This window comes from Deltaproteobacteria bacterium, assembly GCA_005879535.1.
In the GTDB taxonomy this organism is placed as follows: Bacteria; Myxococcota; Myxococcia; order Myxococcales; family 40CM-4-68-19; genus 40CM-4-68-19.
Genome location: VBKI01000062.1, coordinates 11,964 through 37,389, shown reverse-complemented (window position 1 = coordinate 37,389; position 25,426 = coordinate 11,964). Strand labels below are relative to the sequence as shown.

The following is a 25,426-nucleotide window of genomic DNA, read 5'->3' as shown; positions in this document are numbered from 1 at the left end:
CAGCTGGGGCGTCAGATGACAACGGGTCATGGCGATTCTCCCGACAATTGCGGCCGCGCTTCTGCTCGCCCCGATCCAGCAGTCAGATGGCGCCCGCCAGTTCCGCGCCGTGCCGCTGGACGTGCATGCCTTCAAGGTCCTCGGCCAGGAGTACGACCCGGAGAATCCGCACAAGCCGGAAGCCACCTACTACCAGACCATCGAGGATCCCAAGCAGAGCTTCATCCACGGCGAGTACCTGCCACCCAAGCCGACCGTGACGCTCTTCTGCGACGTGCCCGACGAGTTGCACCACGGCGTGCGACGCATGACGTGGCGCTGGCGGGCGCAGGTACTGCCCCGCAAGGGGAACGAATGCGCGGCCGGCCTCGGGGATTCGGCGGCCGCCGTCTACGTCACCTGGAAGCGGGGCATGCGCTGGTACTCCCTGAAGTTCATCTGGAGCAGCGAGGCGCCGCTCGGCGCCACGTGCAACCGGATGCGGAATCCGTTCGTCGCCTCCGACAGCATCGTGCTGCGTACGGGCATGGTGAGCGCCGGCTGGGTGGAGGAGACGATCGATCCGGAAGAGCTCTTCCGGCAGCATTTCACGAACGGCGACCCCCGCAGCGAGGTGCCGGAGTTGCAGGGCATCGGCCTGATGAGCGATGGCGATCAGACGGGCAGCATCAGCGCCGCCGACTACGCCGGGTTCGTCCTCTACAAGTAACGCGTGATGCGATTCACTCGCGGGAAAGGGGGCCCGAGACGGGTCCCCTTCCGCGATGTGCGCTCTCTATTGGACCTTCAACTGCCAGACGCCCTGGCCGTGAGTCGCGGCATAGAGTGAGTCGGTTTGCGGCACGTAGATGAGGTCCGCCACGTCGATGTTGGGAAGCCCAGCCGGAGCCATCTTCCAGACGTCCGAGTTGGGCTCCTTCACCACCACGCCGTAGTCCGTGGCGACGTAGTAGGTGCCACGGTTGGTGACGATGATGCGGTTCGCGGGGATGTCTCCGTAGCCGTTGATCTTGTGGCCGTCGCGGTTGATGAACGTCGAGGCGTTCGGCGCGTAGAAGACCTCGAAGACGTGTCCGGGCGTGTTCGGGGTCTTCGCGTTGTACCCGCTGTAGGTGATCCAGGCGTGGTTCGGGTCCGTCGGATCGACGTAGATCGACGTCGGGTACCGGGGCGGCGAGTTCGTCGCCGTGGGGTCGTTGTCGATGCGGTCGAACACCACGGCCGACGGGACCGGATTGTCAGCATTCTTGGAGACGAAGATGCGGCCCGCTCCCGTCGCCGCCCAGAGCGTGCTCGGATCGCTCGGCGCGCGCTCGTTGGCGGAAACGTAGATGCCCAGGCGGTCGGGTCCGTAGGTGGCGCTGGTCAGGCGGCCGTTGGGACTTGGATCCCCGAGCGCCCTCCAGTCGTCGCAGGAGTCGCCGGGCAGATCATAGATGTCGTTGTGGTTGAGGTCGCCGAAGGCTCCGTACCAGATGTTGCAGTTGTCGCGGTGCGCTTGCTTGGTGGCGAGGACCGGATTGCGGCCGTAGTTCATGGAACGGAAAACGTGCTCGCGGCCGGTGAACAGCCACCCTGGGTGGACCGCGTCGCTGATGGCGGGCACGATGAAGGCCGAGGCCTCCAGCGCGTACGGCGGGACGTTGGTCGGGTCGGACAGCGTGTCCGAGATCCAGTTCACGTCGACCTGCTGCTGCGCATCGTAGCGGACCATGAGCTGGCCGCCCTGGAAGGCCGAGAGCGCGAACTGCGAGTCGGCACCGGTGGCGTCGAATCGGTTCGGGCCGCCGTCTGCGATGTTGATCTGCAGCCAGTTGGCGGTATCGCCCAAAGTCTCCCAGGAGCCGTTGTCCTGCGTGCCGGCGCTGATGCGGTTCACATTGTTCCGGTCGTAATCGAGGGTGTAGGTCGCCAGCGTGCGCAGGCCGCGATTGATGGCGGTCAGCCGCTGCGGGACGCGCGAAAGGACCACCTGGCAGAAGGCGACCCGGCTCGGCACCACGAAGAGGTGCGGCGCCGTCGTGCAATCCGCCGTGTCATTGACGAAGACGCCGTTCGATCGGTTCACCCCGCCGTCGCTCAAGTCGAAGAACTGGCGCCAGTTCAGCGGATTCACCACCAGGGCGTGGTGGTCGGGATGCAGCGCGCCGGGATAGACGCTGCTGCGGTCGTCCTCCGTCATGTCGGTGAAGATCGCCCCCGCGTCGGTCGAGAGCAGTACAGCCCGTCCGTTCGAGCGGCCGGTGCCGGTGTTGTTCTCGTTGTACTGGTTCGCGCCCGACAGATACACCGTGTCGACGGTTGCGCCGGACTTGGGCGCGTTGCGCGGGTTCGCGGGGGCGTAGACGTAGTTGTCGTACGAGCACTGCGGCTCGCAGTAGGCGAAGCTGTACGTCTGCTTGTCGACCCATGTCGCCTGGGCCGTGGCAGCCGGGGCGTTCCGGACGGCGTCGTTCACGCGCAGGCGCGCCGCGGTCGCCCCGGTCCCGGTGTAGTTGCCGCCGCCGGCACCCACGTACATCCGCGTTTCGCCGCTGGGCAGCGCCACGACGTCGAACTCGTCGCGCTCGGTGGTGAGCGGTAGAGGCGGCGGAGTAGTTGGGAGCACGGGACCGACGTCGCCTCGCGGCGCCATGATCTGCTCCCACGTTCCGGGGTCGCCGTTGCTGCGCGATCGCCAGATCCCGCGGGCGAAGAACGAGGCATAGACGGTGTTCGGGTCGACGGGATCGAACTTGATCCGCCGCGCACCTCGGGGTGAGCAGGCCGTCTGGTTGAGCGAGACAACGTCCGGAGTGGGGACCGTACAGAGGGCCTCGGCGCCCTGGTTCACCAGCTCCCAGCTCTTGCCCTCGTCCTTCGAGCGCCAGACGCCGAAATGCGGGGCGCCGGGGACCAACGCATCGGTTCCGCCACAGCACGTGTTCGAGATGCCGCGCGTGGCGCGGCCGGTGGCGACGAACACCGTCTTCGAATCACCCTGCTTCACCGCGATCGACCCGACGCCGCGGCCGAAGAACTGGGCTGCGCCAAGCGGGCCGCGCCAACCCTTGCGGCCGTCCTTCGATTGGTAGACTCCCACGCCCACTTCGCAACCGCTGCCGCAGGCGTTGGGTTCGCCGGTGCCCGCCCAGATGGTCTTGCCGTTGGAATCGTTCGGGTCCAGCTCGAGCGAGGCCACGCTCTGGTTCTCGAACGTCGCCGAGACAAACTCCCAGGTCGGCCCTTCGTTCTCGGGCGTGTCGGGATTATCCACGGCCAGCGCGTTGTCGGTGCGCCACACGCCGCCGTTCGACGCGGCGATCCAGAGGGTGCAGGTGTCCGGCGCGGGCTTGCAGTCCGGCGAGATGACCCCGTGCACGGTCCGGCCGCCGAAGTTCTCGGTGCCGGCCGTGTAGACGGTGCGGTCGCGGAAGACGTTTGTCAGGTCGTTTTGCCCGTTCGTAGGTCCGAAGGGCACCCATTTTCCGGTGCCGAACGCCGGCCTCCCGAGCAGGCCGAACCAGTCGTTGCGCGCGGTCGCGAACGCAGTGAACGGCGGAGGCCCGTTGTCGCCGCCGTCGATGGAATGCTTGATCCAGTCCTGCTCCGCGTAGCTCTCGGGGTGGTCGCCGGAGTCCGCGTTGAACCCGTTGGCGAATGTCTGCTGCCGCGCGAGCTTTTTCGCGAGCGCCGTGCGGGCGATCTTTTCGCGGTCCCCGTCTGCGGTTGGCGACGCCGCCTCTCCGGGTTCGGCAACACGGTCTGCCCGCTCGGGAGGAGCGGCGGTGCTTGCGGCGCGATGAGCCGCGCAGGAAATGAAGAGCGGTGAGATCAAAGCTGCACAGACTTCCAGCCGGAGCTGGTGCGCCCGATGAATCATGGTTGGTTCCTCCCCCGAAATGGTGCAGTGCGTGGATGGACGGAGATCGCGGCGTCCTTTTACACCCCCTTCAGAGGAAGCGCGAATGCCACCAGGCAAGCCATTGAGCCCAAGACAACCGAGCCGTCAGGCCTGTCGCTGCCCACCGCCGTTGCCTCAGCACGCCGGCATTGCGCCGGTAGGCACCCGGTGCACGACCTCGCCGCCGTGAACGACTAGGCGCGCATGCTCGACGCCGCCGTGGTACGGCAGATGCGCCGCGTCGGCGCAGGAAAAGAGGACCAGATCGGCGCGCAGTCCGGTGCGCAGGACGCCGCGATCGTTGAGCCGCAGCGCCTTGGCTGCGCCCGCCGTGCAGGCCCAGAGCGCCTGGGCTGGGGTGAGCCCGGTCAGCAGACACGCCGCGGCGAGCAGCATCGAGACGCTCTCGATCCGCTGCGTGCCCGGGTTGATGTTGCTGCCCAGCGCTACGGTCACGCCGGCGTCGAGGAAAGGCTTCGCCTGCGCCGCCCGATCGCGCAGGAACCAGGCTGCGAGCGGCAGCAGCACCGCCGCCGTCCCTGCGCGCGCGAGCGCCTCGATCCCCGGCTGCGTTACCCGCTCCAGGTGATCGGCGCTCGCGCATTCCAGGTCCGCCGCCAGCTGTGCGCCGCCCGAAGCGCTGAGTTGATCCGCGTGCAGGTGGCAGACCAGCCCTGCCTGCGCGCCCGCTTCCAGCGCGGCCCGGCACTCCCCGGCGTCGAACGCGCCCTTCTCGAGAAAGGAGTCGCAACCGCGAGCGCCCTCGCGCGCCGCCTCCGGAATCAGCTCCTGCACCACCTGCCGCACCCATTCGACGCGGTCGGACTCTGGCGGCACCGCGTGCAGCGCCAGCAGCGTGGGCAATACCTCGCAGCCCGCCCGGTGCCCGGCCGCGCGCGCGACGCGCAGGAGGCGCAGCTCCTGTTCGATGCTCAATCCATAACCGGTCTTGATCTCGACGGTAGTGACGCCGCTGCGCACGAGGCGGGCGAGGCGCTCGCGCGCGGCCGCCAGGAGATCCTCGTCGGAGGCCGCGCGCGTGGATTCCACCGTGCTGCGGATTCCTCCGCCCGCCTGCGCGATCTGCAGATAGGTCGCCCCCGCCAGGCGCCGCGCGTGCTCGCGGGCGCGGTCGCCGGCGAAGATCAGGTGCGTGTGGGGATCGATCAGGCCGGGGGCGAGCAGGGCGCCCTGCGCATCGATCCGTTCGCCGCCGCGCGGGGCTGCGCTGGTGCGGCCCACCCAGGTGATGCGATCGCCGTCGCAGGCCACCGCGCCGTCCTCGACAACCGCGAGCGGGGCGTCGTCTTCCGCCGCCTGCGGCCCCGCCATCGTCGCGACGCGCGCGTGTTCGACGATCAGCATCAGCGCGTCAGACCGGGAATCTGCACGCCGCGTTCGCGGGCGATCTGGATGGCATCCTCGTACCCGGCATCGGCGTGGCGGAGGACGCCCATCGCCGGATCGCTCGTCAGCACCCGCTCGAGACGCTTCGCCGCCGCCGGCGTGCCGTCCGCGACGATCACCTGGCCGGCGTGCAGCGAGTACCCGATGCCGACGCCGCCGCCGTGATGGAAGGAGACCCAGGACGCGCCGTTCACCGCGTTCACCAGCGCGTTCAGGATGGGCCAGTCGGCGATGGCGTCGGAACCGTCCTTCATCGCCTCTGTCTCCCGATTGGGGCTCGCCACGCTGCCGCAGTCCAGGTGGTCGCGGCCGATCACGATCGGCGCTTTCACCTTCCCGCTCGCCACGAGCTCGTTGAAGATCAATCCTGCCTTCGCGCGCTCGCCGTAACCGAGCCAGCAGATGCGGGCGGGCAATCCCTGGAACTTCACCCGCTTCTGCGCCATCGTCAGCCAGCGGCGCAGGTGCGCCTTCTGCGGAAACGCGTCGAGGAGGGCGCGGTCCGTCGTCAGGATGTCCTGCGGGTCACCCGAGAGCGCCACCCACCGGAACGGCCCTTGCCCCTCACAGAAGAGCGGACGGATGTAGGCCGGAACGAAACCGGGATAGGCGAATGCGTCGCGCACGCCGCCTTCCTGCGCGAACGCGCGCAAGTTGTTGCCGTAGTCGAAGACATGGCTGCCGCGCCGCCGGAGCTCGAGCATCGCTTCCACGTGGCGCGCCATGCTGGAGAGGCTCCGCTTCTGGTACTCGTCCGGGTCGCGAGCGCGCAGCTCCGCGGCGGCCTCCAGGGAAAGACCGGCGGGGATGTATCCATTCAGTGGATCGTGCGCGGAGGTCTGGTCCGTCACCAGGTCGGGCCTGAGCCCGCGCCGGACGATCTCCGGGAGGACCTCCGCGGCGTTTCCGACCACTCCGATCGACCGCCCTTCGCCGCGCTCCAGCGCGCGCTGCGCCTCGCGCAGCGCCTCGTCCAGCGAAGGGGAGAGGACGTCGAGATAGCCTTGCTCGACGCGGCGCCGCGCGCGCGCGGGATCGACTTCGACGCCGAGAAACGTCGCTCCGCACATCGCCGCGGCGAGCGGTTGCGCGCCGCCCATTCCGCCGAGGCCCGCGCTCACCACCAGGCGACCGGAGAGATCGTCGGAACCGAAGTGCTGCCGCCCCGCCGCGGCGAAGGTCTCGTAAGTGCCCTGCAGGATCCCCTGCGTGCCGATGTAGATCCAGGAGCCGGCCGTCATCTGCCCGTACATGATCAGTCCGGCCCGCTCCAGCTCGCGGAACTTGTCCCAGGTGGCCCACTTCGGCACCAGGTTGGAGTTCGCCAGCAGAACTCGCGGCGCGTCGGGATGCGTGCGCAGCACGCCCACCGGCTTGCCGCTCTGGATCAGCAGCGTCTCTTCTTCGCCCAGCGTCCGCAGCGTCGCGCAGATCCGCTCGAAGCTTTGCCAGTCGCGCGCCGCCTTCCCGCTGCCGCCGTAGACCACCAGCTCTTCCGGCTTTTCCGCCACTTCCGGGTCGAGGTTGTTCTGCAGCATCCGCAGCGCCGCTTCCTGCACCCAGCCTCTGCAAGAGAGCGCGACTCCTCGCGCGGCACGGATCGCGTGGGCCATGCGCGCTTCTATGACACAGTTGATACATTCGGGGGATGGAAGACTGGCGCCGAAACCTGATCGAGGACGACGAGGAGCGGCTGCTCGGGCTGCTCCGCTCAGCGCACCGCATCGCGGTGCTCGGGATCAAGACGGAGGCCGCGCGCGGGCAGCCAGCCTTCTACGTGCCGCAGGCGCTGCAGCAGATGGGGCTGCAGATCGTGCCGGTGCCGGTCTACTACCCGGAAGCGACGCAGATCCTCGGTGAGAAGATCTACCGGCGCGTGGCCGACGTACCGGGCGAGCTCGACATCGTCGACGTCTTCCGCCGCTCCCGCGATGTCGCGGCGCATCTCTCCGACCTGCTGGCCAAGAAGCCGCGCGCCGTATGGCTGCAAAGCGGGATCCGCGACGACAGGACGGCGGAAGCGTTGGCCCGCGGCGGCATGCTGGTCGTCCAGGACCGCTGCCTGATGGTCGACTACCGGGCCGTGGCGCGCAGCGCCGCCAGGTAGCGCCCGTCGGTACCGCAGCAGCCGCCCATGAGCCGCGCGCGCGGCGCTCTTCGGGCCCAATCTTCGGGCTCCCATCCGTCCGCCGCGGGCTTCGCCACGTCAGCGCCGCTCGCGTCGAGGGGCCACGGCGAGCACGCATATCCGGCGGCTACGGCTCCCGCTGCGCGCAGCTCGTCGAGGGGCGCGGAGCGCAGAGCACAGGTGATCACGACCGGCAGCTTCGTGACCTGGACCGCGGTGCGGACGGCAGCGAGAGCCTGCTCCGGGCTGATCGCCGCCTCCAGCCAGAGTGAATCCGTATCAGCGAGCTGCGCGATCTGCGTCGCGAGGTCCGGGGCGCCGGCCCAGAGCGATCCACCCACGTATCGCGCTCCGCTGGCGCGCGCGAGACCGATGGCCGCGGCCGCTTCCTCCGCCGAGGCGCCGACGAACGTGTTCGTCAGCACCACCTCGGCGCCGGCGGCCACGTGCGCAGCGTGCACGTCCCGAACGACATTGGGATGCGATAGGTTCCACGCCGGCGCGCGTCCGGTGAGACCGCGAGACATCAGCGCGGTTCCCATCGCGGCGTCGAGGAGCAGCGATCCGCTGCGCAGCAATTCACGCAAGCTGCACCTGCTCCCCCGGCGCGGGTACCTGGACACGAAGTCCTCGCGCGGAGAGCCGCATGCGCTGCGCCTCCAGGGCGGCCCGTTCGCCGTGGACGAGGAAGACGCGCCCAGGCGGCGAAGGAGCGCGCGCCAGCCAGCGATCCTCCTCCTGCCAGTCCGCATGCGCAGAGAAGCCGGACATCTGCGCGATCTTCGCCCGCACCGGCACGACGGCGCCGCGAAGCTTCAGCGTCCGCGCCCCGTCGAGCAACCTGCGTCCGCGCGTCTCCTCCGCCTGGTATCCGACGAGCAGGACGGTCGTTTCCGGATCCGGCAGATGCCGCTCGAGATGCGCCACGATCCGCCCTCCGGTCACCATTCCGCTCGCGGCGATCACCGCGAAGAACCCGGTGCGTTCGAGCAGCTTCGCCGACTCCGCGGCTCCGCGGACGAACTGGAGCCGCGCCGGCTGGAGCGGTCGCACGTTGCGGGCGATCAGTTCGCGCATTCCGGGGGACTGGTCTTCTGGATGCTTCAGGTAGAGCGGCGTCGCGTCCGTAGCCATGGGGCTGTCGACGAAGACCGGTACCTTCGGAATCCGCCCTTCGTGCTCCAGCCGGCGCCAGAGGAAGAGGATCTCCTGCGTGCGGCCGATGGCGAATGCGGGGATGAGGAGCGGTCCGCCGCGCTTCATGGCGTCGAGGATCGCGGCCTGGAGCTCCTCGCCGGGCGGCTCGGGCGGATGCGTGCGGTCGCCGTAAGTGCATTCCAGCAGCATCGCGTCCGCCTGGACGGGATCGTCGGGATCGGCGAGGAGCGCGGTCCCGTAGCGGCCCAGGTCGCCGGAGAACAGGAACCGCCTGCCGTCGGCCCGGACGTCGAGGAATGCGCTGCCGAGAATGTGGCCGGCCTGGTGGAAGGTGACCTGGACGCCGTCGACCACGTCGACGGGAACGTCGTACCTGAACCCTTCCAGCCGCCGCGCCGCGGCCTCGGCATCGGCGGCGGTGTACAGCGGCAAAGCCGGCTGATGCTTGCTGTACCCGCGCCGGTTCGCGTACCTCGCTTCCTCCTCCTGCAGGTGCCCGCTGTCGGGGAGCAGCAGCCAGGCGAGCTCGCGCGTCGCCTCCGTGCACACGACCCGTCCCACCACGCCCTGGGCGCACAGGCGCGGAAGAAAGCCGGTATGATCGATGTGGGCGTGCGTCAGGATCACGGCGTCGAGCTTTCCCGCCGTCCACGGTTCCCAATTTCGCAGGCGCAGCTCCTTGCGGCCCTGGAACAGGCCCGCGTCGATCAGGATGCGTTTGCCCGACGCCGTGGTGAGGAGGTGGCGCGATCCGGTGACGGTCTGGGCGGCGCCAAGGAAAGTGATCGAGGCCACCGCGTCACACTGCCACATCCGCGCGAGCTGCGTCCGACGCCCGCAGCGCGACTTCAAAAACAGTCGCGTCGACGGCTTCGGGCACATGCGACCGACAGCCCGCACGGTTCGGCCACACATCCCATCGCGACCGATGAGTTTCCATATTCTCGAGCGTCTACCTGCTGAACCGGCCGCATGGGCCGAAGGAGGAAGTCCATGGCGCTGAAGCGGAATTCGAAAATTTTCCCGCATCTCTGGTACGCGAAAGAGGCCGAGGAGGCTGCGCGCTTCTATGCCTCCATCTTTCCTGATTCGCGGGTCGACCGCGTGACGACCCTGCAGAGCGAAACCCCCAGCGGGCCGCCGGGATCCGTGAAGGTGGTCGACTTCACCCTGTTCGGCCAGCGCTTCCAGGCGATCAGCGCCGGGCCGCTGGATCCATTCAACCACGCCATTTCCCTGGTGGTCGCCTGTGAGGATCAGGCAGAGCTGGATCGCTACTGGAATGCGTTGCTGGAAGGCGGCACCACGGAAATGTGCGGCTGGCTGCGCGACAAGTACGGCGTGAGCTGGCAGATCGTGCCCGCCATCTTCGACGAGATGATGGCAGACAGCGACGCGGCGCGGTCGAAGCGCGTAACGGACGCGATGCTGAAGATGGTCAAGCTGGACATCGCCGCGCTGAAAGCGGCTTACGACGGCTAGAACCCGCGGCCCCGCAGCTCGCGCAGCAGGTCCTCGTAGAACGAGGTGGCGTCGAACCCGCGACTCCAGCCGATCTGCGCCCAGTGGTCCGCCTCGATTTCCCGCAGCACCTCTCCACGCGCCTGCGAGGTGATCGGAACCACGCCGTCGTTCGGACCGGAGCATTCCGCGAGATAGAGGTGTGAAGGCCAGAGCAGCGGATTGGTCTTCAGCCTGCCGCTGCGTCCCACCACGCTCGCGTACGCCACGCCGAGCGCGTCGGGGACCTCGCGGTTGAACTTCGCCATCCCCTCGGTGGTCAGGTCGCCGAATCCGGTGAGATCGACGAGCTTGCGCAGCAGTCGCGTGATGCGCCCGAACACGGCATGGCCCGCATCCGCGAGCGGCGTGCCGAGGTGCGGCGTGGCGATGGTGACGAGGGAGGCGACCCTGTCCGCCAGTCCCAGCCGCGAGATCGCGTAGCGGGCGTCGAGGCCGCCCATGCTGTGCGCGACGATGTTCACTCGCGGCTCGGGCAGCGACCGGATCAGGTCGGCCAGCCGCGCGGCGCGGGCGGAAATCGAGGACGCCGGCGGCACCCTCGGGTAGTACAGCTGCGCCCCGGCCTGTTCGAGGTGTGCGCCGATGCCACGGAAGTAGAGGTGCTTGCGGTTGCCGAGCTCGATCTCGTCGAATCCGAGAAACCCGTGCGCGAGCACCACCGGGAGCCGCGGCGCCGCCGGCCGCCGCGCGCGGCGGAGCCTTCGCGACTGCGTCCACTGCTGCAGCGCAATCGCGACGACGATTGCCGCCGCGAGGGCGAGGAGCAGCCAGGAAAGCATGCCGGGCTAACCGGTCCTCAACGGCCGCCACCCATTTCCGCCGCGGTCACCGGCGCGCCGCCCGGCGCCGCCACAGCTCTCGCGGCGCCGAAGTTCGCGCGATCCGCCTCGAACGCGCAGATGTTCAGGATCTCTTTCTGCTCGGGGGTGCGCTTGCGCAGCCGTGCCCGCGCCGCCTGCGCGTCGGCGAAAGCGTCCGCGCTCAGTTTGCCCTTGGCGAGCCGCATCCGGTAATCGGCCACGCCCAGGACCTGCCGCCACAGCGACTCGTACAGCTTGTCGAAGTGCTCGCGGACGTCGCCCTCCAGCACGTGAACGGGAGCCTCGGTGGATTGGCCGTCGACGGGAACGACGACCGAGTCGAGCGTCCCGAACCCGTTCTGTCCCCGATCGACCAGCGCCATCGATTCCCGCGTGGAGAGCGGATAGTCGTCGTCGAGGATCGAGAAGCGGATGGCCTGGGGATCCGCCAGCGCCACCACCACGAACCGTCCGCCGAACGGGAAGGTCAGGCTCCGTGTAGGCTCGACCGAGAGCTGTTTCACCAGCCGGTCGCGATCCTGGGCAGTGATGTCGTTGTGCAGCCCGGGATCGCGCTTCGGCACCTTCAGCGTGTCGAGCTCTTCGCGGAGCTGGTCGATCGCCACCACCGCGTTGAGCGCCGCGGCGTCGGTGTAGCCGGCGTGATAGACGCCCACCAGCTCGGGCTCCGCGCTGCGGCAGGAGACGGCGAAGACCGGACTTCCGCTGTTTCCGGCGGCGAGCAGCGCGTCGACCATGAAGTCGGCGTGGTTCCAGCCGCGCTCGGTGTCGAGGGTCATCGGATTGACCACCTTGCCGGTGTTGAGCGCCTGAAACGCGCCGAGCGGGAACCCGCGCACCTGAACCAGATTGCCGGAGCGCAGCGCGCTCGATCGCCCGATCCGGTACGGCATCACGCCGAGCTGCTTTCGCGCCTTCAGCACCGCGATGTCCGCCTGCGGATCCGAGAGAACCTTGGCGAGCACGATGTGGCCCGGCTCGTAATCGTCGGTCTCGTCGCGGACGATCTTGAGCTGCTCACGCACTTTCTTCGAGCCCGTCGGGACCCCCTCGACGGGATGCTCGTCGTCGGTGACGTCCGGCTGGCTGGCGACGTGCTCGTTGGTCACGAGCTGAGTCTCGCCATTGACGATCCGGTATCCGAAGCCCGTGCCGTGCACCAGCGAACGCAGGTAGGCACGGCGGAGCTTGCCGTCGCGTCCGTAATAGACGTGCTCGTAGGTTGCGGTGTTGCGGATGGCGAACACGAACGGCTGCTTCGCCGTGTCCAGGATGCTGGAGGCCTTCTCCGGCGGCAGCGCGTCCGCGTAGTCTCCCGAGCAGAGCGGCGGATGAGCAGGCTGAGCGGCCGGTTTGGCCGGCGGCTTGGCCGGTTTCCCCTTTGCTTGCGCCGCTGTCGCGACGCCGTGCGCCAGCACCAGACCGATGACGAGCGCACGCATGGGAACCTCCGTTCCCAAGGTTAAGCCAGCGCTTCCGGTGTGCAAGTAACCCTGCGCACGCCTTGCCGCCTGCTCCTTGGAGGTCTATCGTCGGTTGTCATGCCACATCGGATCCGCGTCGTCGCCGCCATGATCGAGAGGGACGGCAAGTACCTGATTACCCAGCGCCGCCCGACGGCAACCCTGCCGCTCTTATGGGAATTCCCTGGCGGGCGCGTCGAGGAGGGCGAATCCGACGAGGCCGCGCTCGCGCGTGAGCTGAAGGAGGAGATGGAGATCGACGTCGATGTGGGCGACCGCGTGATCCACGTGCAACACAGCTATCCGCACTACGACATCGACTTCCGCGTATACCGGTGCAAGCTCGTGCGCGGCGACATCAACCACAAGAAGGTGCACGATCACCGCTGGGTCTCACCGCAGGAGATGGATCAGTACGAGTTTCCTGCAGCAGACGAGAAGACGGTCGCTCAGCTGCTCGATCTCACTCACTGACGCAAGCTGCCGAATCTGTTCGCCATCGTTAACCTTCCTTCCGGGGGCACGACTCTTCGGGGGGAGGGGGCCGTTCGATGGCGATCGGGAAGCCGAATCCGCGCGGGAAAAAGCTCGACAAGCCGCCCGGGTCGGGTCCGCGGTTCGGTTCGCCGCTGGTCTACGTTCTCCTGCTTCTGGTCGGTTTCCTGCTCCTGCGCTCGCTCTTCCAGGACGCCGGGTTCCAGCGCGTGCCGTACAGCCGCCTGCTCGAGCGCGTCCAGAGCGATGGCTGCCAGAAGGTCGTCCTCAGCAACGAATGGGTGAAATGCTATCCGAAGGCGGGCGAGACGAAGGGCGAGCTGCCCTGGTTCGCCGTGCGCGTCGCCGGTGACACGACGCTGGTGAAGACGCTGCAGGACAAGCGCATCGAGTACGACGCGGTTTCCGAGAGCGGGATGAGCGAGATGATCTGGATGCTGATCGTCCCCATCGGCATCGGCCTGCTCTTCGTCTCCTGGCTCACGCGGCGGATGTCCGGCGGCATGGGCGGCGGACCTCCCGGGGTGATGTCGTTCGGCAAGACCAAGGCGCGCGTCTACATGGAGTCGAACACCGGCGTCACCTTCAAGGACGTCGCCGGCGTCGACGAAGCCGCTGACGAGTTGAAGGAGATCGTCGAGTTCCTCAAGATGCCCGCGAAGTTCCGCCGGCTCGGCGGCCGCATTCCCAAGGGTGTGCTGCTGGTGGGCCCGCCCGGAACCGGCAAGACGCTCCTGGCGCGCGCCGTGGCCGGCGAGGCCGGCGTGCCCTTTTTCAGCCTCTCCGGGTCAGAGTTCGTGGAGATGTTCGTCGGCGTGGGCGCCGCGCGCGTGCGCGATCTCTTCCAGCAGGCCGCCGCCAAGGCGCCGGCCATCATCTTCATCGACGAGCTGGATGCCATCGGCAAGAGCCGCAACGCCGGCGTCTTCGGCGGACACGACGAGCGCGAGCAGACCCTGAACCAGATGCTGGCGGAGATGGACGGCTTCGACTCGCGCACCGCGCTGATCGTGCTCGCTGCCACCAACCGCCCGGAGATCCTCGATCCGGCGCTGATGCGTCCCGGCCGCTTCGATCGGCAGGTGCTCGTCGACCGGCCGGACCGCAAGGGGCGCGAGGAGATCCTCCGCATCCACTCCCGCGAGGTGAAGCTGGGCGCCGACGTCGATCTCAAGCTGGTCGCCGCGCGCACGCCGGGATTCGCGGGGGCCGATCTGGCGAACGTGGTCAACGAGGCCGCGCTGCTGGCAGCGCGCAAGGACCGCGACAAGGTGGTGATGGCCGACTTCATGGAGGCCATCGAGCGCGTGGTGGCGGGGCTGGAAAAGAAGACGCGCCGGATGAACGAGAAGGAGAAGGAGATCGTCGCCTACCACGAGTCCGGGCACGCTCTCGTGTCCAGCCTCTGCGCGCACTCCGAGCCGGTGCACAAGATCTCGATCATTCCGCGCGGACTGGCCGCTCTCGGGTACACCCTGCAGCTTCCGCTCGAGGATCGGTATCTGATGTCGAGGGAAGAGCTCCTCGACAAGATGGCGGGCCTGATGGGCGGCCGCGCAGCGGAGGAGATCGTGGTCGGTTCCATCTCCACGGGAGCCTCCAACGACTTCAAGCAGGCGACGGAGATCGCGCGGCTGATGGTGACGGAGTATGGGATGTCGGAGGCGCTGGGACCGATCAGTTACGCCGAGAGGGGCCGCTCGCCCTTCCTCCGGACCAACGACGGCATGGCCGGGTTGACGGACAAGGCGTACAGCGAGCGCACGCAGCGCCGCATCGACGAGGAGGTCTCCCGGCTCATCGAAGAGGCGATGCAGCGGGCGCGGGAGCTGATCGTCCGGCATCGCGACGCGCTGAGCAGGGTGGCCGCACGCCTGCTCCAGACGGAGGTGATCGAGGGCGAGGAACTGCGCCGGATCCTGGCCGAGTCCGGCGCGTTGCCAGTGGAGAAGCAAGGGCCTGGGGCAGAGGCGGAGCGCGAGCACAGAGAGAGCGCGTAAACCCCTGGAGGCGAATGTCTTCGCTGAAGATCGGCCGATCCCACAAGGCGCGGAAGGCACTTTTCACCCGGGGCATCCGCCGCGGGTTGCTCACCGTGGAGGAGATCGACGAAGCGCTCCCGCCAGGCGCCCTCACCGATGCCGAGCGCTGGCTGCTCTACTATTCGCTGCACGCCGCCCGGGTGGAGGTCCTGGACCGGCGCGGCAAGAGGGTGGAGCTGGAGGACCTGCGCTCTTCCCGGGACGAGCTCCAGGGCGTGCCCGAATCGCACTGAAACGGGTCTGCAATCAAACCGCCTTGACGGCGGGGCCAAGAGCGTTACGTTCGCTCGCATCGCCGTTTCGTCGCGAAACATGTTCGCGTCTCGACGCGAAACATTTTCGCGCACGGCGCGTCGAAATAGACGGAGCAGATCGCTGTTCTTTCCGGCGGCCGCTCCCTCGGAGGTTTCATGCATCGCCGTTTCACCCTTTTTTCCGCACTGATCGCCGGCGCTTTCGCCGCCGTCGCCGCGCTGCCGCTGGTGTCGGCTTGCCAGCGCCGGACAACCGACAGCTCCATCCTCGCCGCCGACGCGCAGGCGGCAGCGGCCTCGCCGCCCACCACCGCCGAAACCGTGAAGCAGGTGGGTCCGATGCCCTCCCTGGCGCCGCTGGTGAAGCAGCTCCGACCGGTGGTGGTGAACATCAACTCGCGCATCAAGCCCCGCCAGGGCCGGGTTTCGCAGCGGATGCCCCAGGGCCATCCGCGGGTCCGGCCGCCGCAGCAGGACGAGGACAATGGTGGCGACGAGGACGATTCCCAGGATCCGATGGAGCGTTTCTTCCGCTACTTCGGGCAGCCGATGCCGAACGAGCAGGAGCGCCGCGGGCTGGGCTCCGGCTTCCTGATCGGCGACGGGCTGGTCCTCACCAACAACCACGTGGTCGAGATCCAGGACGAATCGCGGCCCGGGCGTTACCGGCCGATGGACGAGATCAAGGTGATCACCGACGAGACCGCGCCCGGTGGCGCGCGCGAGTTCGCCGCGAAGGTGATCGGCAATGACCCCAAGAGCGACATCGCCATCCTCAAGATCGAGGGCAAGGACGTCGACAAGTTGAAGTACGCGACGCTCGGCGATTCCGACAGCATCGAGGTCGGCGACTACGTCCTTGCCATCGGCGAGCCCTTCGGGCTGCAAGCCACCGTGACCTCCGGAATCATCAGCGCGAAGGAGCGCACGCAGTTCGGCGGTCCGTACTCCGATTACCTGCAGACCGATGCGTCCATCAATCCCGGCAACTCCGGGGGCCCGCTCTTCAACATGAAGGGCGAGGTGGTGGGCGTGAACGCCGCCATCATCAGCGGCGCGAACACCATCGGCTTCGCCATTCCGGTGAACGTGGTGAAGCAGATCCTTCCCCAGCTGAAGCAGACGGGAAAGGTCGTGCGCGGCTTCCTCGGCGTGCAGCCGCAGGCCATCACCGCCGACATGGTGGACAACCTCGGGCTCAAGTCCACGAAGGGCGCCCTGATCGCCGACGTGGTGAAGGACAGCCCGGCGGAACATGCCGGGATCAAGCCCGGCGACGTGGTCGTCGCGCTCAATGGCAAGCCGGTGAACGACAACAGCCAGCTCACCCGCGACGTCGGTGTGATCCCGCCGGGGCACACGGTCAAGCTGGACGTCGTCCGCGAGGGCAGATCGCGCGCCGTCGACGTCAAGCTGGCGGAGCGCCCCGACGAGCGCGAGCCGAGCGGACGGACTCCGAGCCGGAGCGGCAGCGAGAAGGAACAGGGTGATCTGCTCGGGCTCTCGGTGCAGGACGTGACGCCGCAGCTCGCGCGCAGGTCGCAGGTCGACGCCTCGACCCGCGGCGCGGTGGTAGTGGACGTCGCGCAGGACTCGCCGGCGGCGGACGCCGGTCTCGAGCCCGGCGACATCGTCGTCGAGGTGAATCGGCGGCCCGTCGGCTCCGCGTCGGATTATCGGACCGCCGTCAAGAGCGTGAAAAAGGGCGACACGGCGCTCCTGCGCATCAAGCACGGCCAGTCGACGACGTACGTTCCGGTCCGGGTAAAGTAAGTAGCCTGTGCTTTACGCCGCAGCCTTGCGGGCGGGTTGCGGCCCGAGGCGCGGCTGCGTGCCGCGAAACCGCGATGGCGGAGGAGGGCGATGTTCCTCCTGCTGCCGATTCGGCGGCGTGCGGCCCTCGGGGTTCTCGGGGAGCGGCGCGGGCTTCTGCGGTTGCACCTTCTCCGCCGGTACCCAGGGGATACCGGAGCGACCACCGGGCGCAGAGTAGCGATTGGTCGGACCGGACCGAGCAGCGGTGACCCCTTCCATCTTCGGCGCGCCGTGCGCGACGACCGCTGCCTGGAGAAGGGCGAGCGCGAGCGCCAAGGCGGCAAGCCCGGTGGTGAGCACGGCGCCCAGGTGGCCCTTCATGGTTTCAATCTAAGCTGCCGCTGTCCGGCGCGCGACCGGCCGCCGCCCGCTTTCTTGACGGAGTGTCGCCCCGCACCTAGGGTGCGGCCGTCCAGCCAAGCGGGAGCGCGTTCGGCCCATGTCCAGCCGTACGGAAAAAGTACAGCCGGAACTGAAGCCTGCCATCGCGGTAGGGAAGCTCGACAAGGCGTTCCCGGTCTTTCTCGAAGGCGACCGGGGAATCGCCAGCGGCATCGGACGAAACATCACGGATACCGGGATGTTCATCGAAACCCGCGAGCCGTTCCCGCTCGGCACCCGGGTCTCTGTGACGTTCTCCTCTCCGAACGGCGGAGCGGAGATGACGCTGGAAGGGGAAGTCCGCTACCAGTGCTACATCAATTTCGCCCGTGCGGACGCGAGCCGGTCGGGGATGCGCGGAATCGGGCTCAAGTTCGTTAGTACACAATCACCCCAGAACGGCGCGCGCGGCTCAATCCATTGAGTATACGTGCTTCCGATCAAAGCGAACGGAGATAGTTCGCCAGCGCGGTCTTCTCGTTCTCGGTCAGCCCCAGCTTGAAGTGGCGATCGTAATGATCGATCACGTCTCCCAGCGTGGCGAAGCGGCCGTCGTGATAGAAGCCGCCCTTCGCGCGCACGAACAATCCGCGCAGCGGCGTCGTCCGATATCGCTCGTCCGGCGAACGGCGCGCCTGAAAATCATCGATCCCGATCTCCTCCGCCGTATGCATCGACCACCCCGGCTCGACGAAGAGCGGCGGCACATGACACCGCGCGCAGGTTGCCTTGCCATTGAAGAGCGCCTGGCCCTGCGCCGCGAGCCTCTTGTCATAGGAGTCGTCCGGCGGCTTCGGCGGAGGAATGGCCAGCTGGTAGAAGTGCAACGCCGCGAGGTTCTCGGTGACGTGATCCACCTTCGGCCGCGCATGTCCGGTCTTCGCTCTCGCCGCGACGGGAAATTTCTTCGCATCGTCGAGCCTCGGATCGAAGAACGTCCCCACGCCGTGCATCTGCGTGTTTGCCACGTATGCATTCCAGTACGTCACCGTGCCCCAGCCCGTGTACGTGTGCAGGTTCACGCCGGCGAGGCCGAAGGCGGCGGGGATGAGCGTGGCGGCGCTCTTGCCGTCGGGCCGGAAAGCCTTCCCGTCGATCAGGAGCTCGGCGTCGTACTTTCCCGGCCCCCAGCTCTCCAGCACCTTCTTGACGGTGGCGACATCGACGCCCAGCAGCTCCGCAATCGGCTTCAGATTCGGCGCCAGCGCGACGATCTTTCCCACGTCCAGATCGCGGTTGGGCCACCCATCGAGTCGCCGGCCGATTCCCTTGCCGAAGTTGTCGTCGGTGGTCGAGTGGCAGAGCGCGCAAGTGATCCCGACCGAAACCATCCGGTCGCCTTCGTAGAAGGCCTTCACTCCGACGACGGCATCGTGCTTGAGAAGGTTGTTGGTGTTCTCGGCATCGTCGAAGCTGAGCGTGCCGCCCTTGATGACGTCACCGAGAGCGCTCGGCACCCGGCCGAAATCGACCCGCAAGCCAAGGGCCAAGGCAGTGCGCGGCGTGAGCCCCTGGCCGGTTCCGCCGTGCTTCTCGCCGGCGATCACCTCGTGAAGGCGCAGCTTGTCGCCCCAGAACTGCTCGCTACCGAAGCTCTCGTCGCGGAAGATATCGCGCCCTCGTTCGAGCATCTTCTTCGCGCTGTCGTCGATGGACTTCTGATAGCTCTCTTCGGGGGCTTGCTTGACTGCGATGTTCTGCGGCGTTTCCGCGGGAGCGGGGCTTTTGCAAGCGAAGAGGAAGACGGCTGCGGTGACGAACGTCGTTTTCACGGTGGCCTCTCCCAGTTTTGCGCGGTGCGAACGTTTGAGGTTCGCTCCGCCGGGGATCGGCGTCCATCGCAGTGATCGGGATGGATCGTTCTACATATGGAGATGCCCGGGACGCCCACCGCTCACGGCGAACCAAAAGCCGTAGAAGCGTGGCAGGCGCGACGCAAGCTTGCGCGCCGAGCCCAGGAGCTGTCGGGCCTGATCGTCGCTGCCGCGCTGGATATGTACAGCGGCACACGTCGTCAGGGCGGCTGCGAGAGCGTCCTTCGATCCGCTGCGCGCGGCCTGAGCCTGCGCGCGGATCGCTCGATCGAAGGCCGTTCGGACATCGCCGTGACTCAGCTCGACGTCGACGAGTCCAATCGTCGCCTGGATCATCTCGTACCGCGCCTTGCATCGTGTTGCGGCCGTTCGCGCGAACCGGAACGCTCGTTGCGCACCCTTCAAGTCCGATCTCGCGAGATGCGCCCGGCCGAGGAGGATGTTCAGCATTGCGACGAGTTTCAGATCCGACACGCCGATTGCCAGCTTGAGACCGGTGGCCGCTTCGCGGAGCGCGCGATCGACGTGGCCGCGCTCGAGAAAGACGAATGCGCGCCCATGGTGCAGGTAACACATACCCCATCGATCACCGATGGCGTCTTTCTGCCGGGCAGCCTGATCGAAGTAGCGGAGGGCGCTCTCCGCCTTTCCCGCGTGCAGGTAGGCATCCGCGATGTTGCCGAGGGCGATCGAGTGCTCCCAGGCATTGGACAATTCGCTGGCGGCGTTTGCTCCGCGCACGTAAGAGCGGACTGCTTTCCGTGGCAGGCCGGTGACGACGAACAGCGTCCCTTCCGCCCGCGCCACGTCCACGGTTGCTTTCAGTCCTTCGGTCCGGGACATGCGTATCGCTTCTCCGAGACCGGCGCGCGCGCGGGAGACTGCATTGTGCGCAAACGAGAGCTCTCCGCGATAACAATGCGCGAGGGCAAGCATCGACTCGGCGCTCGCGCGCTGTGCGGGACTCGCGTCAAGCGTCAGCGCTTCGCGACAATCCCGGTAAGCTGCCGCATATTTCGCGGTCATGAGGGAAATGCGCGCGCGCCGTAGCAGATACTTGGCGCGCTCGCGCGCTGACCCAGCCGGTGCGCGCAGCGCGGCGCGGTATGCGCGCTGCGCTGCAGCGTACTCGGCGCGGACCAGCAGCGAATCCCCGAATCGGAATGCGTCCTCCTCGCACGCGATCGTACCGGGTCTGGCGCATCCCTGACGGACCCGGGCGGTTCGCATCCGCGGGGCCCGCAGCTCGAGAGCACCGAGGCCTTCCAAGTGATGATGGACCGCGCGGACAACTGCACCGATACAGTCCCGCGATTCGTCGCCGGCGCGGCAAGTAACGAAGAGGGGGGTCGCAGAAACACCGGGTAGGGGAAGTCGGCACAAAGCGCCGTGCGTGACGTAGGAATGCGCGATCACGTCCGGAAGGACCGCGAGGAATTCTCCCCCGAGACAGAGATCGAGCGCGGTCTCCTCATGATTCACGTATACCCCGATCTTCCTCTGCAGAACGGCGGGCCAGGCGCTTCCACGCGGGAAGCAAACGACGAAGGGATGCCGCAGAATCGCTGCCTGCCCCGCGGACGGAACCTGGAACAGCGGATGTCCGAGGCCACAGTAGACACCATTCGAAAATTGCCCGAGGGACTCCGCGGCAAGCGCCTTCTCTGACAGTCGCTCGGAAGACAGGACGAGATCGAGATCGCCCGTCAAGAGCAGTTTGCTCGCCTCTGCGCCGTCGACGCAGCCATGAAGAAAGGGCACGAAGTCGCTATGTTCGAGCTGCATGCTTCGCACGACCGGCATGACGACGCCCTGGCTGAGAGGATCCGCGATGCCGATATGCAATGCGGACGCGAACCCGTTCGCGGTAAGGCGATCGAATTCGGGCGCGAGAACGCCGATCGAACGCTCGACGGCCAAGAGCAACCCTTCTCCATGAGCGTTCAGCTGCAGATTCCGGCCGGTGCGGTGAAACAGCGGACGTCCGACAGCCGCTTCCAACAGACGAATTGTTCGTGAAAGGGCAGACACGCTGAGGTGAAGTCGCTTCGAAGCGGTCGGCAGATGCTGTGTCTGCGCCACCACGTAGAATGCAGGTAGCCAGTTCCAGACCGAGAACAGGATCATCGGGTCGACGTTTCCAGCCCGAGGCGCGGTTCCTGTTCCATCCGCACTCATTGTCACCGACCTTCGTTCGCGCTCTCCAGGATCCGAGCGGATCGTCGACTATAGCGCCCGCCCGTCGATCCACTAAGTATACGGAGGCCGCGGGAAGTACTCGATCTGCTTCTGCACCTTGCGAGCAAACTCTTCGCCCCAGATCTGCCCCGTCAGCCAGAGCGCCATGTCGATACCCGCAGAGACGCCGGCGGCGGTGACAAGGTTCCCGTCGACGACGTAGCGTTCGTTCTCCAACACCGTCACCTCGCCGCGATCGCGGAGCTGCTCGATGAACGTCCAGTGCGTCGTCACCCGCTTGCCGCGAGCGAAGCCCGCCTCGTGCAGCAGCAACGAGCCGGTGCAGACGCTCGTCACCCAGCTCGCCTGCGCTCCAGCGCGTCGGAGGAAGTCGGTCATCGCCTCGTTCTTCACCTCGCGCCGCGTGCCCACGCCGCCCGGTACCAGCAGCACGTCGAGCTTCGGCGCTTGAGCGAAGGTGAGGTCGGGCAGCACGCGCATCAGCTTGGCGCAGCGGATGGGGGCCTCGCGCTCCGCCAGAAGCAGCAGGCGGTCGCCCTGGTCGCGCAGCTTGCGGGCCATCCCGAACACTTCCCAAGGCCCGGCGAAGTCCAGCTCTTCGACGTCGTCGAACGCCACGATCCCGATCGTCGTCATCCGCTACTCCTCCTTCTCGTACAGCGCCCAGCGGCCTTCGCGCGCCAGCAGGCGCCAGCGCGGCCCGGGCTGCGGGCGGGCGAACGGGTCGATCACACCGCCCACGAGAACGTAGTCGTAATAATAGCCGTCCAGGTCGTTGCGAAACGTATTCGCGTGCCACTCCCAGCCGGGCGGATGCGGCGGCGGCGCGCTCGCGGGACGGTAGCGAAGCGGAGACTGCGGCAGCTCGGCGAAGGAGAACGAGGCGATCCCTCCCATCCGCGCCCGGTAATAGGCCTGGAAATGGAGGAACGAGCTGAACTTCGCGTACCGCGAGTTGTGCTCGAAGATCATTCCGATCAGACGCCGCCCTGGCTGCGCGCGCGCCAGGACGGCGTCGAAGGGCCCTACCTCGCGCTCGAAAGCGCGGATGTTCGCCAGGGCGCACCCGGCCGCGAAGAAGCCCGTCGCCGCGACCAGCAGCAGCGGGAGCGCTCCCCGCAGGCCGCGCGCGGGCCGCAAGAGCGCCGGGACGAGAAGCGCGAAGATCAGCGCGTAGCGCTCGTTGAGCTGCCACATCCACCCGATGGACACGGGGAAGGCAAGGTAGAGCAGCGCCGCCCAGACGAGCCACACCGCCACCAGCCCGCGCCGCCAGGGATGCTCCTCGGCGTCCCGCCGCTGCGGCCAGGCGAGGAGCGCGGCGGCGGCGAGCAGCCCGAGGAGGCACCATTCGTCCTCGGGACCGCGCCAGATGTCGAGCAGCGCGTCGGTGACGTTGCGCAGCGAAGTCGCCGGCGCCTCCCAGTACACGGCCATCGGCTGACGCCAGCCCACCGTTTCCGGGTGCACCACCGGGCTATTCACCAGCCAGAGCACCGACAGCACGGCGATGGGGGCCGCCCAGAGCAGCTTGCGGGGCCATTCGCGGATCGGCGCGAGCCGTGGCACGCCGACGGAGATCACCGCCGCCACCGGCGCGAAGAAGATGAACGCCGAGAGGTGCAGGTAGAAGAGCGCCGCTCCAGCGCCCGCCAGGATCCACAGGTTCCGCCGCGAGGGCGATTCCGTCTCGCGCAGCGTGAGCGCGAGCGCCCAGATGGCGAGCGGCATCGCGGCGACGTAGTTGAAGAACCCGATCAAGAGCGCCTGGCTCCAGAACAGCGTGCACGCGAAGAGCGCCAGGCGCATGTCGGCGCGGAGCGCGCGCAACAGCGCGCGCAGCGAATACGGGTACGCCACGGCGATGGCAGAGAGCAGGATCAGGTTCGCCCGCTCGGCGGTGCCGAAGGGGAATGCCAGCGCCGCGCCCACCAGGTAGTAGAGCAGGTATTGCGTCTGGCCGAGCTCGAGCGTGAAGTACTCCTGCGTCTTCCACGTCGGGTCCCACCAATGCCGCAGGGTGGCGATGGCCGATACGTGTTGGGGAAGATCGGTGAAGGGGAGGTGCGCGGCGGACCACAGCGGCACCACCATCGCCGCCGCGCACGCGCGCAAGAGCCAGGTCCACAGCGGGTGGTCTTCGTCGGTCCAGTGCAAGGCGACGCAGGTTAGTCTACTTTCGCCGCCGTGAAGTTTCGCCTTTTCGCGCTCGCGCTGCTCGCCTGCAGCGGCCCGAAGCGGGAGCCGTTCGCCTGGCCGAAGAACGTCGAGGACGCGCGGGCGCGCCTGCTCGTCTACATCCCCGAAGGGCGCGAGATCGAGGGAGCGCGGCAGTGGATGGCGGAGCACGCCTTCGCCTGCGATCCGCCGCTGCCTTCGGCGACCGACGCGCACGCGCACATCTGCCGTCCCGAAGCGGGTGCGCCAGCCGACGCGGGTTGGCGGACCTGGACCGTCGTCCTGTACGAGCGCCGCGGCCGCTTGGCCGACGTCTCGGCACGGTGATTATTGTGAGAACCCTTCGAGCTGGTAGTGCGCTTCGATGCGCTTGAGCGCCAGCACCATCGCGGCGGTGCGCATGTCGATCTCCTTGCCGATGCAGTAGCGGGAGCTGTTGTGCGTGGCGGTCCTGCGCGGCAGGTTGCGGGCGATGTCGCGGATGATCCGGTAGTTCGACTTGATCGCTTGCTCGAGACGCCCGTTCACCTCCGTCTCGCTCCAATGCTCCATGCGCTTGTTCTGGATCCACTCGTAGTAACTGACGGTAACGCCGCCGGCGTTGCCGATGATGTCGGGGATCAACTCGATGCCGCGCTTCGCCAGCACGCGGTCGCCTTCCGGGGTCGTCGGGCCGTTGGCCCCTTCGGCGATCAGCTTGCACTTGAGGCGCTCCGCGACCGGGCCGGTGATCTCGCCTCCCAGCGCCGCGGGAATGCAGATGTCGGCGTCCACGTCCCAGAGGTCCGCTTTGGAGATCTGCTGCGCCTTCGGGTACCCGCCCACGGTGCGCCGCAGGTTGCGGGGATTTTCGTAAACGTACGAGATGAGGTCGATCACGTCGATGCCGTTGGGATTGAAGATGGTGCCCCCGGCGTCGTTCACCGCCAGCAGGCGCGCCCCAAGGCCGCAGAGGATCTCGGCGGCATTCGACCCGACGTTCCCGAATCCCTGCAGGATGAACGTGCTGCCCGCTGGAGTGGCGCCGCGTTCGGCGAACCACTCCTGGATGCAGTACGCGAGCCCCTGTCCAGTGGCCTTGACGCGGCCCTCGGATCCGCCGATGCGCGTATCCTTCCCGGTGACCACGCCGCGGAGCTTGTGCCGCTCCCGTTCGCCGTCGGTGTACTGGCGCAGCAGCAGCCCCATGATGGTGCCGTCGGTTCCGACGTCCGGCGCGGGGATGTCGAGGTCCGGCCCGATCAGCGGCTTGAGCCTGTACATGTAACGGAGCGTCAGCGCCTCCAGCTCCTCGGAGCTGAGGCTCTTCGGATCGACCTTGATCCCGCCTTTGCCGCCCCCGAACGGCACGTCGGAGATGGCGGTCTTCCAGGTCATCTCCGCTGCGAGCACTTTGAAGAGATCGAGCGAGACGTCCTGATGGAAGCGCGTGCCGCCCTTGTACGGGCCGCGCGCCTGGTTGTGCTGCACGCGGTAGGCCTTGAAGCGCTCCGGCCGCCCCGGGACCACCTTGTAGAGGCCCTTGCCCTTGAGGCGGACCACGCCGTCTCGCATGGACAGGTTCGCGCCGATCAGCGCGCGGCGCTTGAAGACGAAGCTGCCGTCGAGCAGCGGCTCGAGGCCGTCCGGGAGCAGCTCGCTGTCGGGCAGGTCCTTGAATCGGTCCGCGTCCTGCGCGAGCGGCGCGAGGCGCGTGTGCAACTTCACGGTGACGTAGAAGATGTGCTCGTAGTCCGGCTCTTCCAGCTCCATCCGGACGCGCCGATCGAGTCCGATCAGGTCGGCCGCGCGATGGAACACCTCCATCGCTTCCGTATAGATGGTGGACCGTGCTTCGCTGGTGACGACTCTCGCTGCCAATCTT

The 25,426-nt window shown here is 67.6% G+C and carries 22 protein-coding genes; 9 read left to right on the top strand and 13 right to left on the bottom strand.

What is annotated here, in order from left to right:
• Positions 1-28: 28 nt before the first annotated feature.
• The gene (locus tag E6J58_10915) at positions 29-709 is read left to right on the top strand and encodes a DUF3047 domain-containing protein (protein ID TMB37689.1); all 681 of its coding nucleotides are present in this window, start codon (positions 29-31) and stop codon (positions 707-709) included.
• 66 nt (positions 710-775) lie between these two features.
• Here E6J58_10915 and E6J58_10910 read toward each other — a convergent pair whose 3' ends face one another.
• The 3 genes from E6J58_10910 to hutU all read right to left on the bottom strand — a co-directional run bounded on the left by E6J58_10910 (position 776) and on the right by hutU (position 6,903).
• Positions 776-3,862: a hypothetical protein gene (locus E6J58_10910; GenBank protein ID TMB37688.1), complete on the bottom strand. Its 3,087-nt coding sequence runs from the start codon at positions 3,860-3,862 to the stop codon at positions 776-778.
• A gap of 156 nt (positions 3,863-4,018) precedes the next feature.
• The gene (locus tag E6J58_10905; protein TMB37687.1) at positions 4,019-5,248 is read right to left on the bottom strand and encodes an imidazolonepropionase; all 1,230 of its coding nucleotides are present in this window, start codon (positions 5,246-5,248) and stop codon (positions 4,019-4,021) included.
• Entirely contained in the window at positions 5,248-6,903 is a 1,656-nt protein-coding gene (gene hutU, locus E6J58_10900; GenBank protein TMB37686.1) for a urocanate hydratase, read from the bottom strand. Before hutU ends, E6J58_10905 begins: the two co-directional genes overlap by 1 nt.
• A 35-nt stretch (positions 6,904-6,938) precedes the next feature.
• Between hutU and E6J58_10895 the strand changes: the two genes are divergently transcribed.
• Positions 6,939-7,397, top strand: a complete 459-nt coding sequence (locus tag E6J58_10895) for a CoA-binding protein (GenBank protein TMB37685.1) — start codon at positions 6,939-6,941, stop codon at positions 7,395-7,397.
• On the opposite strand, the gene E6J58_10890 is transcribed toward E6J58_10895, so the two are convergent.
• On the bottom strand, positions 7,364-8,005 hold the full coding sequence (locus E6J58_10890; protein TMB37684.1) for a hypothetical protein: 642 nt from the start codon (positions 8,003-8,005) through the stop codon (positions 7,364-7,366). The two genes, E6J58_10895 and E6J58_10890, sit on opposite strands and share 34 nt — an antisense overlap.
• Positions 7,998-9,371, bottom strand: coding sequence for an MBL fold metallo-hydrolase (locus E6J58_10885; GenBank protein ID TMB37683.1), 1,374 nt, complete (start codon positions 9,369-9,371; stop codon positions 7,998-8,000). Before E6J58_10885 ends, E6J58_10890 begins: the two co-directional genes overlap by 8 nt.
• A 198-nt stretch (positions 9,372-9,569) precedes the next feature.
• On the opposite strand from E6J58_10885, the gene E6J58_10880 reads away from it, so the two are divergent.
• The gene (locus E6J58_10880) at positions 9,570-10,058 is read left to right on the top strand and encodes a VOC family protein (GenBank protein TMB37682.1); all 489 of its coding nucleotides are present in this window, start codon (positions 9,570-9,572) and stop codon (positions 10,056-10,058) included.
• Here the strand turns inward: E6J58_10880 and E6J58_10875 are convergent.
• Positions 10,055-10,879 (bottom strand): hypothetical protein, encoded by an 825-nt coding sequence (locus tag E6J58_10875; GenBank protein TMB37681.1) that lies wholly within the window; start codon positions 10,877-10,879, stop codon positions 10,055-10,057. The genes E6J58_10880 and E6J58_10875 overlap by 4 nt on opposite strands.
• A gap of 17 nt (positions 10,880-10,896) precedes the next feature.
• On the bottom strand, positions 10,897-12,363 hold the full coding sequence (locus E6J58_10870; GenBank protein ID TMB37680.1) for a trypsin-like peptidase domain-containing protein: 1,467 nt from the start codon (positions 12,361-12,363) through the stop codon (positions 10,897-10,899).
• Between the two features lie 99 nt (positions 12,364-12,462).
• On the opposite strand from E6J58_10870, the gene E6J58_10865 reads away from it, so the two are divergent.
• The 4 genes from E6J58_10865 to E6J58_10850 all read left to right on the top strand — a co-directional run bounded on the left by E6J58_10865 (position 12,463) and on the right by E6J58_10850 (position 16,948).
• Positions 12,463-12,858, top strand: a complete 396-nt coding sequence (locus tag E6J58_10865) for a (deoxy)nucleoside triphosphate pyrophosphohydrolase (GenBank protein ID TMB37679.1) — start codon at positions 12,463-12,465, stop codon at positions 12,856-12,858.
• 77 nt (positions 12,859-12,935) lie between these two features.
• Positions 12,936-14,879, top strand: coding sequence for an ATP-dependent zinc metalloprotease FtsH (hflB, locus tag E6J58_10860; GenBank protein TMB37678.1), 1,944 nt, complete (start codon positions 12,936-12,938; stop codon positions 14,877-14,879).
• Positions 14,880-14,902: 23 nt separating this feature from the next.
• Positions 14,903-15,154, top strand: a complete 252-nt coding sequence (locus E6J58_10855; GenBank protein ID TMB37700.1) for a hypothetical protein — start codon at positions 14,903-14,905, stop codon at positions 15,152-15,154.
• 177 nt (positions 15,155-15,331) lie between these two features.
• On the top strand, positions 15,332-16,948 hold the full coding sequence (locus E6J58_10850; protein TMB37677.1) for a Do family serine endopeptidase: 1,617 nt from the start codon (positions 15,332-15,334) through the stop codon (positions 16,946-16,948).
• Between the two features lie 12 nt (positions 16,949-16,960).
• Here E6J58_10850 and E6J58_10845 read toward each other — a convergent pair whose 3' ends face one another.
• A complete protein-coding gene (locus E6J58_10845) occupies positions 16,961-17,311 on the bottom strand; it encodes a hypothetical protein (protein ID TMB37676.1) in 351 nt (116 codons plus the stop codon).
• 118 nt (positions 17,312-17,429) lie between these two features.
• On the opposite strand from E6J58_10845, the gene E6J58_10840 reads away from it, so the two are divergent.
• On the top strand, positions 17,430-17,795 hold the full coding sequence (locus E6J58_10840; protein ID TMB37675.1) for a hypothetical protein: 366 nt from the start codon (positions 17,430-17,432) through the stop codon (positions 17,793-17,795).
• A gap of 16 nt (positions 17,796-17,811) precedes the next feature.
• Here the strand turns inward: E6J58_10840 and E6J58_10835 are convergent, their stop codons facing one another.
• The 4 genes from E6J58_10835 to E6J58_10820 all read right to left on the bottom strand — a co-directional run bounded on the left by E6J58_10835 (position 17,812) and on the right by E6J58_10820 (position 23,541).
• The gene (locus E6J58_10835) at positions 17,812-19,143 is read right to left on the bottom strand and encodes a hypothetical protein (protein ID TMB37674.1); all 1,332 of its coding nucleotides are present in this window, start codon (positions 19,141-19,143) and stop codon (positions 17,812-17,814) included.
• A gap of 90 nt (positions 19,144-19,233) precedes the next feature.
• On the bottom strand, positions 19,234-21,363 hold the full coding sequence (locus E6J58_10830; protein ID TMB37673.1) for a LysR family transcriptional regulator: 2,130 nt from the start codon (positions 21,361-21,363) through the stop codon (positions 19,234-19,236).
• Positions 21,364-21,435: 72 nt separating this feature from the next.
• Entirely contained in the window at positions 21,436-22,020 is a 585-nt protein-coding gene (locus E6J58_10825; protein ID TMB37672.1) for a DJ-1/PfpI family protein, read from the bottom strand.
• A gap of 3 nt (positions 22,021-22,023) precedes the next feature.
• Entirely contained in the window at positions 22,024-23,541 is a 1,518-nt protein-coding gene (locus E6J58_10820) for a hypothetical protein (GenBank protein TMB37671.1), read from the bottom strand.
• 30 nt (positions 23,542-23,571) lie between these two features.
• On the opposite strand from E6J58_10820, the gene E6J58_10815 reads away from it, so the two are divergent.
• A complete protein-coding gene (locus tag E6J58_10815) occupies positions 23,572-23,889 on the top strand; it encodes a hypothetical protein (protein TMB37670.1) in 318 nt (105 codons plus the stop codon).
• On the opposite strand, the gene E6J58_10810 is transcribed toward E6J58_10815, so the two are convergent.
• Positions 23,890-25,368: a Glu/Leu/Phe/Val dehydrogenase gene (locus E6J58_10810; GenBank protein ID TMB37699.1), complete on the bottom strand. Its 1,479-nt coding sequence runs from the start codon at positions 25,366-25,368 to the stop codon at positions 23,890-23,892.
• Positions 25,369-25,426 lie beyond the last annotated feature (58 nt).

What these genes read in the sequence shown, in the direction of transcription:
- E6J58_10910 (TMB37688.1), bottom strand. Translation starts at nt 3,862, where the DNA reads ATGATTCATCGGGCGCACCAGCTCCGGCTGGAAGTCTGTGCAGCTTTG.
- E6J58_10810 (TMB37699.1), bottom strand. Translation starts at nt 25,368, where the DNA reads ATGGAGGTGTTCCATCGCGCGGCCGACCTGATCGGACTCGATCGGCGC.
- E6J58_10830 (TMB37673.1), bottom strand. Translation starts at nt 21,363, where the DNA reads ATGAGTGCGGATGGAACAGGAACCGCGCCTCGGGCTGGAAACGTCGAC.
- E6J58_10840 (TMB37675.1), top strand. Translation starts at nt 17,430, where the DNA reads ATGTCCAGCCGTACGGAAAAAGTACAGCCGGAACTGAAGCCTGCCATC.
- E6J58_10915 (TMB37689.1), top strand. Translation starts at nt 29, where the DNA reads ATGGCGATTCTCCCGACAATTGCGGCCGCGCTTCTGCTCGCCCCGATC.
- E6J58_10880 (TMB37682.1), top strand. Translation starts at nt 9,570, where the DNA reads ATGGCGCTGAAGCGGAATTCGAAAATTTTCCCGCATCTCTGGTACGCG.
- E6J58_10895 (TMB37685.1), top strand. Translation starts at nt 6,939, where the DNA reads ATGGAAGACTGGCGCCGAAACCTGATCGAGGACGACGAGGAGCGGCTG.
- E6J58_10825 (TMB37672.1), bottom strand. Translation starts at nt 22,020, where the DNA reads ATGACGACGATCGGGATCGTGGCGTTCGACGACGTCGAAGAGCTGGAC.
- hflB (TMB37678.1), top strand. Translation starts at nt 12,936, where the DNA reads ATGGCGATCGGGAAGCCGAATCCGCGCGGGAAAAAGCTCGACAAGCCG.
- E6J58_10870 (TMB37680.1), bottom strand. Translation starts at nt 12,363, where the DNA reads ATGCGTGCGCTCGTCATCGGTCTGGTGCTGGCGCACGGCGTCGCGACA.
- E6J58_10845 (TMB37676.1), bottom strand. Translation starts at nt 17,311, where the DNA reads ATGAAGGGCCACCTGGGCGCCGTGCTCACCACCGGGCTTGCCGCCTTG.
- E6J58_10850 (TMB37677.1), top strand. Translation starts at nt 15,332, where the DNA reads ATGCATCGCCGTTTCACCCTTTTTTCCGCACTGATCGCCGGCGCTTTC.
- hutU (TMB37686.1), bottom strand. Translation starts at nt 6,903, where the DNA reads ATGGCCCACGCGATCCGTGCCGCGCGAGGAGTCGCGCTCTCTTGCAGA.
- E6J58_10865 (TMB37679.1), top strand. Translation starts at nt 12,463, where the DNA reads ATGCCACATCGGATCCGCGTCGTCGCCGCCATGATCGAGAGGGACGGC.
- E6J58_10905 (TMB37687.1), bottom strand. Translation starts at nt 5,248, where the DNA reads ATGCTGATCGTCGAACACGCGCGCGTCGCGACGATGGCGGGGCCGCAG.
- E6J58_10875 (TMB37681.1), bottom strand. Translation starts at nt 10,879, where the DNA reads ATGCTTTCCTGGCTGCTCCTCGCCCTCGCGGCGGCAATCGTCGTCGCG.